Annotated in this window: 11 protein-coding genes; 6 read left to right on the forward strand and 5 right to left on the reverse strand. The window is 72.0% G+C overall.

The window, feature by feature from the left end:
- The first annotated feature begins 127 nt into the window (after positions 1 to 127).
- Positions 128 to 2344, forward strand: coding sequence for a SpoIIE family protein phosphatase (locus KI385_RS05265; protein ID WP_238571052.1), 2217 nt, complete (start codon positions 128 to 130; stop codon positions 2342 to 2344).
- 83 nt (positions 2345 to 2427) lie between these two features.
- On the opposite strand, the gene KI385_RS05270 is transcribed toward KI385_RS05265, so the two are convergent.
- Positions 2428 to 3291: a leishmanolysin-related zinc metalloendopeptidase gene (locus KI385_RS05270; protein WP_238571053.1), complete on the reverse strand. Its 864-nt coding sequence runs from the start codon at positions 3289 to 3291 to the stop codon at positions 2428 to 2430.
- 215 nt (positions 3292 to 3506) lie between these two features.
- Between KI385_RS05270 and KI385_RS05275 the strand changes: the two genes are divergently transcribed.
- A complete protein-coding gene (locus tag KI385_RS05275) occupies positions 3507 to 4784 on the forward strand; it encodes a VWA domain-containing protein (protein ID WP_238571054.1) in 1278 nt (425 codons plus the stop codon).
- On the forward strand, positions 4784 to 5605 hold the full coding sequence (locus KI385_RS05280; protein ID WP_238571055.1) for a hypothetical protein: 822 nt from the start codon (positions 4784 to 4786) through the stop codon (positions 5603 to 5605). The genes KI385_RS05275 and KI385_RS05280 overlap by 1 nt, the downstream gene beginning before the upstream one ends.
- A 49-nt stretch (positions 5606 to 5654) precedes the next feature.
- On the opposite strand, the gene KI385_RS05285 is transcribed toward KI385_RS05280, so the two are convergent.
- Both KI385_RS05285 and KI385_RS05290 read right to left on the reverse strand, forming a co-directional pair.
- Positions 5655 to 7019 carry a pyridoxal phosphate-dependent decarboxylase family protein gene (locus KI385_RS05285; protein WP_238571056.1) on the reverse strand — a complete coding sequence of 455 codons (1365 nt, stop codon included), beginning with the start codon at positions 7017 to 7019 and terminating at the stop codon, positions 5655 to 5657.
- 231 nt (positions 7020 to 7250) lie between these two features.
- Positions 7251 to 8534 carry a DUF5685 family protein gene (locus KI385_RS05290; RefSeq protein WP_238571057.1) on the reverse strand — a complete coding sequence of 428 codons (1284 nt, stop codon included), beginning with the start codon at positions 8532 to 8534 and terminating at the stop codon, positions 7251 to 7253.
- A gap of 218 nt (positions 8535 to 8752) precedes the next feature.
- Between KI385_RS05290 and KI385_RS05295 the strand changes: the two genes are divergently transcribed.
- From KI385_RS05295 to KI385_RS05305, 3 genes are read left to right on the forward strand one after another with little or no spacing between them, the layout of a single operon-like run.
- On the forward strand, positions 8753 to 9397 hold the full coding sequence (locus KI385_RS05295; protein WP_238577571.1) for an ATP-binding cassette domain-containing protein: 645 nt from the start codon (positions 8753 to 8755) through the stop codon (positions 9395 to 9397).
- A complete protein-coding gene (locus KI385_RS05300) occupies positions 9394 to 10257 on the forward strand; it encodes a metal ABC transporter permease (protein WP_238571058.1) in 864 nt (287 codons plus the stop codon). Before KI385_RS05295 ends, KI385_RS05300 begins: the two co-directional genes overlap by 4 nt.
- The gene (locus tag KI385_RS05305; protein ID WP_238571059.1) at positions 10215 to 11027 is read left to right on the forward strand and encodes a TroA family protein; all 813 of its coding nucleotides are present in this window, start codon (positions 10215 to 10217) and stop codon (positions 11025 to 11027) included. The genes KI385_RS05300 and KI385_RS05305 overlap by 43 nt, the downstream gene beginning before the upstream one ends.
- A gap of 74 nt (positions 11028 to 11101) precedes the next feature.
- Here KI385_RS05305 and KI385_RS05310 read toward each other — a convergent pair whose 3' ends face one another.
- Together KI385_RS05310 and KI385_RS05315 are read right to left on the reverse strand one after the other, a co-directional pair.
- Positions 11102 to 12772: an AMP-binding protein gene (locus KI385_RS05310; RefSeq protein ID WP_238571060.1), complete on the reverse strand. Its 1671-nt coding sequence runs from the start codon at positions 12770 to 12772 to the stop codon at positions 11102 to 11104.
- Positions 12769 to 14562, reverse strand: a complete 1794-nt coding sequence (locus KI385_RS05315; protein ID WP_425356870.1) for a CoA transferase — start codon at positions 14560 to 14562, stop codon at positions 12769 to 12771. The genes KI385_RS05310 and KI385_RS05315 overlap by 4 nt, the downstream gene beginning before the upstream one ends.
- Between the last annotated feature and the right edge of the window lie 58 nt (positions 14563 to 14620).

Raw genomic sequence — 14620 nt, forward strand, 5'->3', positions numbered from 1 at the left:
GCGTCCAACGGGCAGCCGCCCACATTTAATTCAACATTTAACATCTTCGGAATCCGTAGGACGGTGTGTCAGAGTGGGGGGAGGACTCGACAGCGCGTTCGACGCATGCCAGAGAGGGCGGCCTGTCATGTCCCTACAGTCCGACCGCCTCGGCTCGGCCACCGCCCACCCCAGGCCCGTGGCCCTGCGGAGCGAGGAGTACGAGGACCTGTTCGATCAGGCTCCGGTGATCTTCGCTGCGCTGAGCGGTCCCGGACATGTGCTGGAGGCAGCGAATCCGGCGTTCTTCGAGGTGTTCGGCGACGACCGCAGCCGTACCGGCGTACCGATCGGAGAGCTGGCACCGGAGCTGGGTCCGCAGGGCGTTCTCGACCGGCTGGACGAGGTCTACCGGACCGGCACCGCGTACCGGGCCCGGGGCGGGCGGCTGGTGCTCGGCGCGTCGGGGGCCGAGCGGGAGGGGTTCTTCGACTTCACCTACGAGCCCCGGCGCAACGCGGTCGGCCAGGTCGACGGGGTGATCGTGATCGCGGCGGAGACCACCGCGTACCACCACGCCCAGCTCCTCGCCGCCGAGCAGCGCATTCTGCTGGAGCAGATCGCGCGGGACGCCCCGCTGCCCGAGATCCTGAGCGGCATGGCCCGGGCCATCGAGGAGCTGGCCCCGGAAACCATCGTCTCGGTGCTGCTCGCCGACCCCGACGGCCTCCACCTGCGGCACGGCACCGGCGCGAGCCTGCCCGCCTTCTACAACGAGGCGATCGACGGGGTCGCCATCGGTGACGGTGTGGGCTCGTGCGGAACGGCCGCCTATCTGCGCGCGCCGGTGATCGTCACCGATATCGCCACCGACCCCCGGTGGGACGGCTACCGGGACCTGGCGCGGCAGGCCGGGGTCGCGGCGTGCTGGTCCACGCCGATCCTGGACACGGACGGTCAGCTGCTGGGCACCTTCGCGATGTACCACCGCACGCCCAAGGCACCCGAGGACAAGGACCTGGCACTCAGCGCCGCGTTCACCCGCACCGCCGCCCTGGCCATCGAACGCCACCGCGCCGTGGAGGAAGGCCACGCCGCGCGGGAGCGGGAGAAGGCCGCCCGTGAGGACTTGGCCTTCGTGCTGGACGCCAGCACCGCCATCACGCGCGAGCCGCACTACTTCGACTGCCTGCAATGCATGGCCCGACTGACCGTGCCCACCTTGGCGCCCCTGTGCCTCGTCCATGTCGTCGAGGACGGCCGGACCCGGCGGATCGCCGTGGCCGCAGCCGACCGGGCCGCGGAGGACCTCCTCACCACCCCCGGGACACGTGACAAGGTCGACCGGGCGGTTGCTCGTGTCCTGGCCGCCGGCACCACCGAGACGTACGACACCGACGCCGCTCCCGGCGGCAGCGGCCCGCGGCCCGGCGCCACCGGTTATGTGTGCGTGCCGCTGACCACCCGCGGCCGCACCTTCGGCGTACTGACCCTCCTGGCCACCGACCGGCCCCTGGACGACCATGTCATCGCCCTCGCCGAGGAGCTCGCCCGCCGGGCCGCTTCCAGCGCGGACAACGCCCACCAGTTCACCGACCGCGTCCGGCTCGCCCGCGATCTGCAGGCCGGTCTGCTGCCTCCCGAACTACCCAGGATTCCCGGCGTCGATCTGGCCGCGTCCTACCACCCCGCCGGCGAAGGGCTCGACGTCGGGGGCGACTTCTATGACGTCTTCCCGCTCGCCGACGACCGCTGGGCGCTCATGATCGGCGATGTGTGCGGGCGCGGGGCGCGGGCCGCCACCACCACCGGTATGGTCCGCCACACCGCGCGCGCCGCCGCCCGTCTCCTGAACGATCCGGCGGCCGTCGTCGCCGCCATCAACGACGCACTGACCGAGAGCACCCCCGGCCAGGACTACTTCGTCGGCGCGGACTACTTCGTCTCGCTCGTCTACGGCGAACTACGGCGCACCGCATCCCACCTCACCGTGGACCTGATGCGCGCCGGCCATGTACCCCCGCTCGTGCGCCGCGGCGGCGGCACGGTCGAAGAACTCGCCCACCCGGGCGGGCTCCTGGGCATCGACCGCGAGTTCAACGACGCCCCGTGCCGCGTCCATCTGTATCCGGGCGACAGTCTGGTGCTGGTCACCGACGGCATCACCGAGGCCCGCTCCGCCGACGGCGAGTTCTTCGACGACGACCGCTTGGCCGCTGCCCTTGTCGCCCCCCGGACCCTCGCCGCCCCCACGTCGTCCCCCACATCCGCCGACCTCATCGATGCGGTCACGGCCGCGGTCACCGCTTTCGCGGGTGACTCCACACCCGACGATCAGGCCGCGCTGATTCTCACCGCGACCTGACACCGGGGCAGACATGCACCGAGGCTGACCTGACACCGGGGCCATGGGACTCCGCAATACGACCTACCGACGTACCGACGGGGCTACGGCCTTCCGGGCCGCACCCGGGTCGGCAATGTCGGCAGCATCATGCCCCGCCCGTTCGGAGCGGTGTGCGGCATGCCGTTGCCGGCCCGTGCCGCCTTGAGGAAGTCGGGGAGTTCATAGGGTTCGGCCGCGTCCATATCGACCTCGTACCCGAGGTCTCCGAGGCTTGCCACCGTCAACCGGCTCATGGGGTTACCCGCTTCACCGATCTGCGGAGACATCAATTCCATCCCGAACACCGCTTCGCGCCAATGGCTCCCGGCGCTTCCTTCTCCGCCGACATTGGCGACCGGCACCGGCTCCGCTCCCTCGGATCCGACGAGCGTGCCGAACTCCCGCATGGCGCCGGGTCCGACGAAGGTCGGATTGGTGCCGGGGAAATGCTTGAGAAGTCCGAGTTCGCTCCAGATGGAACCGATGCCCAGCACATGGCCCATCTCGTGCGCGATGACGTCGTTGATCGTGCCGTCGTCCTCCATACGGGCCAGATCCGCCGTGTCGAACCGCATGATGCCCTTGGCGGGGAGACCTGCCCCCGAGGCCGCCGAATCGCCTCGGATATCGGTGGGCCCGGCCATTCCCAGAATGCCGAATGCCTCGTCGATCGGAACGCCTTCGGCCTCGATCAGCACATCGTCGACGACATCGTTTCCGACGACCGCGGTTTCCAGATCGCCCACGATGACGTCGGTCCAGCGCTCGGCGGCCGCGGCGAACACGTCCTGTTGGCTGTCCGTGAGGCCACCGAGGAAACGCACCTCGATGGTGAAGGGCGACGTCGTGTTGGCCAGAGTCTCGGCCCGGCGTGCGTCGGCCACGGCGCGGTAGGTCCTGAATTCGAGCGTCATTCCCTTGCTCATGGCTACCGCTCCTATCTCAGACGGCCATGCTCATGTCTCTAAACAACGCTACCCAAGAAGACCGTTGTAGACAGGGCAACCACTTCGCACCACGGCGGTTGTCACCGGGTGACGGCGGCAGTGCGGGAGGCGACCCGTCACCCCACGTCACCCCGCTCGATGCGCGTACCGAGGAGCGTTTTGGAGCGCGGAGGTTTTCTCAATACGATCCGGCGATGATCACAAGAAAACGGCTGGCGGCCGGGGTGTGCGGGCTGCTCGCCGCGATGACCGTCGCGCTTCTTCCCACACCCGCCGTCGCCGCCGATGAACCGGATGCGAAGTCTTCCCCCAAGGTCGAGTTGACGCTCGATGTCAGCGGCTCGATGCGGGCACGGGACATCGACGGGCAGAGCCGGATGGCCGCGGCGAAACAGGCCTTCAACGAGGTGCTGGACGCCGTACCGGACGACGTCCAGCTCGGCATACGTACCCTTGGCGCCAACTACCGGGGCGAGGACCGCAAGGTCGGCTGCAAGGACACCCGGCAGCTCTACCCGGTCGGTCCGCTCGACCGCACCGAGGCGAAGACCGCGGTGGCCACGCTCACCCCGACCGGCTGGACTCCCATCGGCCCCGCCCTGCTCGGCGCGGCCGACGACCTCAAGGGCGGCAACGCGACCCGCCGGATCGTCCTCATCACGGACGGCGAGGACACCTGCGCCCCGCTCGACCCCTGCCAGGTGGCCCGGGACATCGCCGCCCGAGGCATCCATCTCACCATCGACACCCTCGGGCTGCTGCCCGACGCCAAGACCCGTAGCCAGCTGAGCTGTATCGCCGAGGCCACCGGCGGCACCTACACCTCCGTGCAGCACACCAAGGAACTCCGCGATCGCGTACACCAGTTGGTGGACCGGGCCGCCGATCCCGTCGTCACTCCGGTGGCGACCGAGGGCGCCCAGCAGTGCGCCAAGGCTCCAACGCTCAAGCCCGGTCTCTACAGCGACCGTGAGAAGTTCGCCGAGCACCGCTGGTACCGGGTGGAGGTACCGGCCGGCCAGGAGCTGCGCGCCTCGGTGAGTATCGCGGCCGACCGCGCGGTCAACAACGACTACGGCGTCCTGCTGCGGGCCTCGACCGTGCACGGCCGGGAGATCGTCCGCGGCTCCGAGGCCGGCGACGGCCGTACGGATGTGATCTCTTCCGGGCTGCGCTATCCCAAAGCGCCGCTCGAAGACGCCGACGGGGACGGCAAGCCCACGGCGGAGACCGTCTGCCTACAGGTCAGCAACTCCTTCTCGGCACCCGCCTCGGTCAAGACCGACCCGGGCCTGCCCGTCGAGCTGACCATCGACCTGGTGGACGGGCCCGACGACGCCTCCGACGCGGCCTCCTTCGGCCTCGGACACGGCTGGTGGCTGCTGGGCGCGCTGGTGCTCACCGGGCTGCTCGCCGGTCTCGTGTGGGGCTGGATCTCCCGTTGGCGCGTGACCGTCTGGAGGACCAACTGATGCGCATCGTACGCACACTGATGACCGCTGTCCTGGCGGGCGCCGGCCTCTTCGCCATGACGGGAACGGCCCTCGCCGACACCGATACACCGAGCCCGAGCGCGAGTGCGGATGCGGCCGGCCCGACCGAGGCCGGTACCTCTTTCCGTACCGCGACCGCCATCAAACCGGACCAGCCGGCCACCGCCGGCGCCTCCACCGGCGACTACCTCTACTGGGTGCTGCCCGTGGACGCGGGACAGCGCGCCACGGTCAAGGCCAAGGTGACGCTGCCGGAGTCCGCCCGGCACGGCTCGGCCACCTGGCAACTCGACGTCTATGACGGGCTGCGCCGCCGCCAGGCGTGCACGTACGGCGCCCAGACCAAGGCGGCGGCCAAGGACGCCGGTTCGGTCGAGCTGTCCTGCACCCTGCGTACGGTCCGCTCCTGGGCGGAACCCTGGGCGAACGACCCGCTGCCGGGCAGCTACTACATACGCCTGACCGTCGTCGATCTGCCGCAGGAAGACCTGGGCCTGCCGGTGCGCGCCGAGGTCAGGGCCTCGACGGCCGACACGGGTGGCGCCCACGCCGTGGACGGCGCTCTCGCCGCTCCCCTGGTGCCCGGCGCCTCCACCGCAACACCCCAGGCCGACGCGAGCACGCCCCCCGGAAAGACGGCGGCCGCGCACGAGCCGGACGGCGGCTGGTCCTCCGGCCGGTGGTCCGACCGCTGGCTCTGGACGGCGGCGGGCGGCATCCTCGCCGCCCTCGCGGGCATCGCGGGCTACCAGCTCACCCGCGGATCCGGCCGCCCGTCGCGGGTCCCGCCGGGCGCCTGACCGAACGGGGCGGCCACGGCACGGTGCCATGGCCGCCCCGGTTCTTCCTTCAAGCGCGAGCCAGCTGCTCCAGGCGGCGGTGCAAGTGCTCCACATACCCCTCGGATTCGGGCTTCATGAGGACGCTGCGCAGGACCCGGGCGCCGTCGGTGTCGGCGGTGAGCTTCGGGTGGCGGGTGGTCAGCCGGTCGGCCCCGATGCGGAGGGTGCTCAGGAACACCGGGTCGTCGGTGTCGGCCATACCGGCTTGCAGGATCCGGCCGGAGGCCTCGTCGAGACGGGACAGGGTGCGCGGTTCGGTCACCGGGAAGTAGCTGACGATGTCGAGTTCCGGGGCCTGGTAGAGCTCCAGGTGCTCCGATTCCTCGATCAGTTGGGCCCAGTGGATCGCGGCACGGCGTCCGGCGGCGAGGGCCTGTCCCAGGCCGTCCGGGGTGGGTGGCAGCAGCTGGAAGGTGAGCCACAGGGCGGCTGCGGCCGCGCCCGCCCGGGAGCATTCCAGGCTGATCTCCCCGAGGTGCAGCTCCTCGGAGGTGAAGTAGGTGTACGGCGAGTCGTGCAGATAGAAGCGGCCGACGGACGGATCGCGGAAGAGGACCGCGCCGCATCCGTAGGGCTGGAGCCCGTGCTTGTGCGGATCGACCACGATCGAGTCGCACTCGGATATCGCCCGCCACGGGGCCTTGGGCAGGCCCTCGGGGCCGTCCGCGCCGGCGAGGAGGGTGAAGAACCCTCCGTAGGCGGCGTCGACATGGATGCGGACGCCGTACCGCTCGCGCAGCGCCAGCGCCTCGTGGAGGGGTTCGACGGCGCCGAGCGCGGTCGTGCCGGCGGTGAGTACGACGGTGCCGATGCGCTCCGTCCGCAGCAGATTCTCCAGCGCGTCGAGCTCCATCCGGCCGTCGTCGTCCACCGGAACCGGGTGGCCTTCCACGCCGAGGACCCGGCACATGCGGCCGTGGGTGTAGTGGGCCTCGGTGCTGAAGGCGATGCCGTCGCGGGGGTGGAGCTCACGTGCCACGAAGAGCGCCTCGAGGTTGGCGATGGTGCCGCTGGTGGTGAGGTGCCCCAGGTGTGTGTCGTAGCCGAACATCGTGGCGAGCTGCTGGACGGCCTCGCGCTCCATCTGCGCCGTGGCCGGGCCGCCGTCCAGTGCGTGGTTGTTGGGGTTGATCAGCATCGCGGTGAGGTATCCGACGACGGCCGCGGGGTGCGGCGGCTTGAGCATCTGTCCGGCGTAACGGGGGTGGAAGAACGGGTAGTTGTCCTTGAGGCGCTCGGCGAACGTCTCGAACGCGGCGGCGAACCGTGCGTCATCGACCCTCAGTGACGGATGCGGGGAGAACTGGCCGAAGCCGCCGGCCCAGTCCTCGTGGGACGTCACGGCCGCTTCGAGCCAGTGGCGCAGATCCATGGGGGCTCCTCAGGTCAGTGCCGGTCGCCGACGACGGGGCATGCCCGCACCCCCAACCGTTTGGCTCCAAATAAGCTAGCCAGCGCACCTGGACCGGTCAAGGCCCCCTCCCGTGCCCCAAGAGCCGTACGACACACCTCAGTTCGGCACTCCAAGTTCGGCAGCTGAGTTCGACAGTCCGAGTTCGCCGGTCGCGGCCGGCGCGGCGTCCGCACCCGCCCCGGCCGGCGATCAGCAGTCGCAGCAGCTACAGCAGTCGCAGCAATCACAACTGTCGCAGCAGTCGCAGTCCCGGCAGCACCCCTCGCGCTTCTTGCGCGACCACGGCCCCTCGTACTCCTCCGCGCAGCAGAGCTTGCAGGTGCAGCACAGCCCGATGGCGACCGCGCAGCCGGCGAGGAAACCGCGGGGCTTCTTCGGCTGAGGGGGGAAGTGCGGCATTCCGCCGCCCCCGCCGCCCGAGCCGCCACCGTGGCCGCCGCCCGGACCGCCGGGCGGTACGGGGCCGCCGCCGTACGGGTGCTGCGGGCTGTTCAGCGGCTGCTGACCATGCGCGTACGGGCCGCCGTACTGAGGAGGCTGGCCGTATCCGTTCCCGTACGGGTTGCCGCCCTGGCCGTCGTACGGCCCCGGCGCCCCGTACCCCTGGTGGGCGCAGGTGGCCGTACCGAAGGCGCGGTCCACCGACCGCCGCAGTTCGTGCACCAGCAGCACATGCACCAGGGCGGAGTCGGTGAACTCCACATCGCGCAGCGCGAGTCGGATGCCGTGCAGTGCGTCGTCGCACAGCCGGCGTGCCTGTGCGGTGGTGGCGCCGGTGGCGGTGAGCGGGTTCCAGGCGCCCTCGGCGGCGTCCGACGCGCGGTCCTCCACGGCGTCCAGGAGGTGGGCCAGCCGTCCGAAGAACCGGCCGGCCTCGGCCAGGGGTACGGCGTTGCCCGGGCGGCCCGCCAGCACCGCGGTGTGGGCGAAGGCCGCGGCGGTGGCCGTCTCGGTCGGTTCGGTGATGACCGTCAGCGGTGTGCCGGGGCCGGCCAGCTGCTCGATGCCCACCTGCCGGTCGACCGCGTCGACGAGCACGGCGGTGTCGAAGCCGAGCGTGGCGCCGGTGCGCGCCCCGGCCCGGTCCCAGCCCGCGGCGACCTTGCGCGCGGCGGCCGCCATGGGCCGGCGGCGCAGCAGTCCGTTCCGGTCGGCGACATGGTCACGTATCTTCGCCGAGGCGAGCACCAGGGACACCGATGCCGCGAGCCGTGCGCCTTCCCCCTTCGCCACCGAAGCGGTCCGCATCCCGCGCAGCGGGCAGGGCCCGGCGGTGCGGCGGCCGTCCGCCGCATGGGCGGATTGAGCATCCGTCAGGACGGAGACGATCAGGCCGTCGTAGTTCGTGACGACCCGGGCGAACTGCCCGTGATCGCCGCGCAGCGCGAGACAGAGACCGCACAAATGGGCCATCCACTCCGCCTTGAGCCCTTGGGACAGGCGGTGGGTGCAGGGCCTGACGATTCCGAACAAGTGAAAACCCCCGTAAAACGCCGGCACGGGCCGGCGTACGTTGCGTGGACCGGCATAGGCCGGCAGCGGCTGGAAATCGTACCCATCATGCTGTTGACCTGGACGCACGCCCCTCGCCCGACCCGATGGATCCTGCCGGGAACTCAACGGCCCGTCGATCCGACTACTCGACCGTGGAGCAGAGCAACGAGCGGGCCCGGCCCCCGGCGGCCGGGCGGATGAGCAGGTCAGGTGGGCTCGACCTACATTTTCGCGACGTGGTGTGCCGGCACGGCCGTCTGGAGGCGGTGGCCGGGGTCGATCTGAGCGTGGGCGCCGGTGAACGGATCGCGCTGACCGGGACGAACGGGTCGGGCAAGACGACGCTGCTGCGTGCGGTGCTCGGGCTGCACCGGCAGGTCGACGGGCAGATCCTGGTCGGCGGGCGGGGCAGCCGTACCGCGGCGGAATGGGCCTGGCGCCGGCGGGCGTGCGCATGGATTCCGCAGCGGCCGGCCGCGGGGCGTTTCCCTTTGCTGGCACGGGAGTTGCTGGCGAGCAGTGGCGCGCCGACGGCGGCCGGGGAGGCGGCCGGACGGCTGAGGGTGGGCGAGCTGGCGGACCGTCCGCTGAGCTCGCTGTCGGGCGGGCAGTTGCAACGGATGCACCTGGCGCGGGCGGTGGGCTGTGTGGCCGCCGGGGCGGGGGTGCTGCTCGCCGACGAGCCGACGGCGGCGCTGGACTTCGAGGGGCAGGAAGAAGCCGCCGAGGTCCTGACGAGCCTGCCGGTGACGGTTGTCGTGGTGACGCACGACCGGGCGATGGCGGCGCGCTGCGACCGGACGCTGGAGATGGCCGCCGGACGGCTGCGGGAGGTGCGGTGAACGCGCTCGACCAGGTGGGTCAGTTGCTGCAGCTGGTCCCTGTGCAGCGCGCCGGGGCCGGTCTGCTGCTGTCGGCCCTGGGGCTGCCCGTGGTGGGCGTGGTGATCGTCGGTCTGGACATCATGCCGGTGCGGTTCGCGATGATGCATGTCGCGTTGCTGGGTATCGCGCTGGGTCAACTGCTGGGTGTGGACCCGGTGTTGTGTGCGCTGCTGGCCTGTGCGCTGGCGGGCGCCGGGGTCGCGCCGCTGGCCCGTACCCCCGACGGTCTGTCGGGGGCGATGGGCCTGCTGATGAGTCTGGCCATCGCTGCCGCGCTGCTGATGCTGGCGCTGTCCGGGGTGAATGCGAACGGTGCCTTCGCGCTGCTGTGGGGCTCGATTCTGGCGGTGCGGCCGGCCGACCTCGCCGTACTGGCGGTGCTGGCCGTGCTGGTGCCCGCGCTGTTCGTCTGGCGCCGTCGCGATCTGGCGCTGCTGCTGCACGACCGGGAACTGGCGTGGTGTTCCGGCGTGGCGGTCCAGCGGCTGACCGTGCTGCTGCTGGTCCTGGTGGCCGTCGCGGTGGCCGGGGCGATCCGGCTGACCGGAGCCCTGCTGGTGGACGCCCTCACCCTGCTGCCGGCCCTCGCCGCCCGCCGCATCGGACGCTCCCTGCTGTCGATCACGTTGTGGGCGAGCGGCATCGGCCTCGTGGTGAACGTGGTCGGTTTTCTCGCCGCTCTCGCCTGGGACCTGCCACCCGGCCCGGTCCTTGTTCTCGTCGCGGGGGCCGTCGCCCTCGTGGCTCATCTCGTACCCGAACGGAGAACCTCCTCATGGCGCGTGTCCGCGTCCTCGTCCGTCCCCTCGCCGCACTGACCGCGGGACTACTGCTGATCGCCGGATGCGGCGACTCCGGGAAGACCTCGGCGGACAAGCCGGGGGGCAAGTCCGGATCGGCCTCGGCCGGCCCGGTGGTGGTCGCCACCACCAGCTGGGAGGCGGCACTGGCCAAGGCGGCCGGGGCCAAGAACGTCACCTCGATCGTCCCGCCGTCGATCCGGCATGCGCCGGACTACGACCTCAAGCCGACCGATCTGACCGCGGTGGCCGACGCCGACTTCGTCCTCTACTCGCCCTTCGAACCCTTCGCCGGACGCATCAAGGAGGCGGCGGGATCCAAGGCCGAGATGATCGAGCTCGAACTCGACAACGCGCCCGCGAAGACGTCCGCGAATGTGACCCGGCTGGGGAAGGCGTTCGGCACCCAGAAGGCGGCCGCCCGGTGGAACGCGTCGCTGACCAAGGAGTGGGACACCCTCGCCAAGCAGGTGAAGGCCACCTGGCCCGGCGGGAAGGCTCCCGCGGTGACGGCGCAGATGTTCACCACCTGGGCCGCCGAGCTGGCGGGGGCTCGGCTGGTGGGAACGTACGGTCCGGAAGCGGTGACCGCTGGGCAGCTGTCCGAACTGACCGCGAAGAAGCCGCAGTTCGTCCTCGACAACGAGAACATGTCGACCGGGACCGTGCTGCCCGGATCCGGCGCCAAGCAGGTGGACATCGCCAACTACCCCGGCAAGGACCTCGATCTGCAGGCGGTCTACCGCAAGGCCGCCGCACAGATGGAGAAGGCCTTCTCGGCGTCCTGAGCGGCGGCGCGGTCCGGTGACCGCGGAGTGTGTGGTGGAGGGGCTGCCCGTCGGGCGGCCCCTCCACCGTCGTATCAGCCCGCCTGCGCCCGGCCGGCCGGGGCGCTGCGGACGGCCTCGGCACTCGCGAGCCGGGCACGCAGTGCGGCCCGGTCGGGTTTGCCGGCGGGTGTGAGCGGCAGATCTCCGGTCAGCCGCAGCAGCCGTTCCGGATGCTTACGGCGTTCCACCCCGCGCGCATCGAGATGGGCGGTCAGGCCCGCCAGCGAGATCTCCCGGCCGGCCCGTGCCACCACGCAGGCCGCGAGCCGTTCGCCCATCAGCGGATCGGGCACCCCGACGCAGATCACGTCGCGGATGTCCGGGTGGGCGGAGAGCTCGCCCTCGACCTCGGCGGGGCTGATGTTGGCCCCGCCGCGTATCACGATGTCCTTGAGCCGGCCGACCACGCGGAGGGTGCCGTCGGCGTCGAGCAGACCCAGATCGCCGGTGCGCACCCAGCCGTCCGCCGTGCGGTAGCGCATGTTCAGCTCGGGCGCGCCGACGTAGCACAGGGGTGTCATGGGGCCGCGGGCGAGGATCTCACCGGCCTCGCCCGGGGCACCGCCCGGCAGCGGAGCGATGGTGATCTCGCAGACGGCGGGGTCGGGGCGTCCCACCCTGACTCCCGGACCGTCCTTCGGCGCGGCCTCCTCGCCGTATCCGGTGTGGCAGTTGACGCCGTCGGCCGATCCGTAGAGGTTGACCACCGGACAGCCGAACGCCCGCTCCGCCTCCTGGCGGGTGGCGGCGTCGAGTGCGGAGCCGCCGAGTATCAGCGCCGTCGGCGTCACGGCCGGGCCGCCCGCGGACGGCCGGCGCTCCAGCATCATCCGGATCATGGTGGGGACGCCGAGGACATGGGTCGGCCGATGGGCCTGGATCGCGTCGAGGGCGGCCTCGGGTGCGAACCGGTCGAGCAGTACCAGCGTTCCACCGTGCCGGGCGAGGGTGACGGCGGTGCCGTTGCTGCCGAACGCGGAGGCGAGCGGGACGAGGAACAGACAGCGCGGGTGGGTGTCGCCGGCGAGCAGCGAGCCCAGAAAGTTGCCGCGGCCGCCGGCCAGCGCATTGTGCGAGTACGCCACCATCTTCGGCTCGGCCTCGGAGCCGGAGGAGACCAGGATCCGGGCCACCGTGTCGGGGTCACAGCGGTGCGGGGTGAAGGCGTCCTCCCCGGTGGTCAGCAGATCGGCCCAGGACGGACAGCCGGCGGGGACGGGGCCGGGGCCGGCGGCGATCACCGCACGCAGGGACGGCAGCTCGTCGGCCAGCTTCGCCAGCTCCGCGGCGTGGTCGATGCCGCGGTGTGTGGTGGCCGCGATCACCGCCCGGGCTCCGGAGCGGCCGAGCAGCGACAGGGCCTCGCGCCCGCCACGGCCGACCGGAAAGGGCAGCGCTACGGCGCCGAGCGCGGCCAGAGCGAGGTCGGCGGCCACTCCCTCCCTGCCGTTGGCGAGTTGCACACCGACCACATCCCCCGGGCAGACACCGGCCTCGGCGAGGCCGGCGGCCAGACATCGGGCCTGTCTGTCCAGCTCCGCGTAGCTGAGCTCGCCCCGGGCGTCGATCACGGCGGCGCGGTGTGGCGCCGCGATCCGTTGCGCCCGGAACAGCGCGTACAGGTCGAGGTCGGGGCAGTGCCCCGCGGCGGCCCAGGTGCGGCGCAGCGTGGCGGGCACCAAGTCGGGGAACCGAGGCGTCATTGGAACCTCCAGGGCGAGGGAATGATGAGAGCGCCGTGCGGGTCGCGGGCGAAGGCGCCGTTCAGTCGGCGGTCCTGCGGCAGTGCGGGCAGGTCGGTGGTGACAGCGGTGGCGGAAAGCCCCTGTGCGCGCAGCTCGGCGACCGCCTGGTCCGTGGTCCGCTCCCGTAGCCGGGCCGACCGCTCCTGTGCGGCGGGCGCGGAGTCGTCGCTCGGCGTGAGCCATCCGTCGGCGGTCGCCAAGGGGCGGCGGAATCCGGCCGGGCGGCGCGGTTCCGCTCCGGCCGCGGCCCGCCGCAGCGCCGGCCCGGTGAGCGTGTCGGCGGCGCCGAGCAGCGACGATTCCACTCGTACGCCCCGGCCGCCGCGCTCTCTCAGCAGCAGTCCGCCGAGGATCGCCTCGGCTCCGAGCAGCCCGCCGAGCACATCGAGCAGGGTCATCAGGGAGGGCACCGGCGCCTCGTCGGCGGGGTGTACGGCCGCACCGACACCCGTGCGGGCCTGCACCATGAAGTCGGTGCCCATCGGGGCATCGGCCAGCCGCCCTGCCCAGCCGCTGGTGTACGCGTAGACCAGTCCCGGGTTCACGGCCGCCAGGCGGTCGCTGTCCAGCCCGAGTTCTTCCGCCTTCCCCGGTGCCCAGTTGTGCAGGAAGACATCCGCTCCGGCGGCCAGCTCACGCAACTCGGCGCGGCCGGCCGGGGACTTGATGTCGATCTGTACGGCGCGCTTGCCTCTGTTGAGGGCCAGCCACCGGGCGGAGATGCCGGAGCAGCAGGGCGGCATACCGCGCAGCGGGTCGCCGCCCGGTGGCTCGATGCGTAGGACATCCGCGCCGAGCATGCCGAGCAGATGGGCTGCCAAGGGTGCCTGGATGCGGCGGCCCGCCTCCAGGACGGTCAGCCCGGAGAGCGGCAGCGCGCCCTCGGGGACGGGGCCCGCGGCCGGAGCGCTGCCCGGCCCGTCGTACGGGGTCAGGGTCCACGGCGCTCCGGCCGCCTCCTCCGCCGCACGGTCGGACAGCGACCGCACCCGGCACACCTCGGCTCCCGAGAGCTCCGCGGCCTGCCGGACCCGTGCCCACGAGGCGGTACCCGCCGTGCGGTGCAGCGAGGCGGGTATCGGGGCGCAAGCCGTGGCGTAACGGAACTGGAAAGGACGCCAGCCGGCACGTATCGACTCTTCCGGCGCTCCGAGTTCCCGCCAGAACCGTGCCCAGGGCGCGGGGTCCAGCGCCTCCAGTTCGAAAAGGGTGCCGCAGCGGGCCGTGAAGGGCGGCCCGCCCGGGGAGAGGTCCACCGCTTCGGTCTCCGGCGCGTTCGCCGCCGCGAGGTACTGCGAGACGGTGAGCAGCGCGGCCCGGTCGGCGCCGGTGGTGAGGTGCGCGCCGTGCGCACTCCCCCGGGCCCGGCCGATCAGGGCGGCGAGCAGGCCCTGGACGGTCAGCACCGAGGCGCAGGTCGCCGCGTAGTCGACGGCCAGACCGCGCGGCTCGCCCTGGCGCCTGCCGTGCACCTGCATCACGCCGGTGGCGGCCTGCACCGTCGCCTCGTCCGCGGCGTCCGCACCCGGCAGTACGTCGGCCCATGACGTACGCGCGGTGATCTCGCCCGGATGGCGGCCGGTGACCGCGAAGTGTGCCGGGCCGCCCGGCTCCTCGGTCGTCTCCAACGTGGCGCCCAGCGCCCGTAGATGGCTCATCGCCGGCGCCGTGAGGGCAGACGGGCCCGCGACCCGTACGGTCAGGTCGGCCAACGGCCGGCGCGCGCGGGTGACGGCGGGGTGTCCCACGGCACTCCTCTCTCGCGGCGGCACCTCCGCCGCATCTCCTGCGTGGTTGCGGGAACCG

It is taken from the genome of Streptomyces inhibens (assembly GCF_022221585.1).
Taxonomy (GTDB): Bacteria; Actinomycetota; Actinomycetes; order Streptomycetales; family Streptomycetaceae; genus Streptomyces; species Streptomyces inhibens.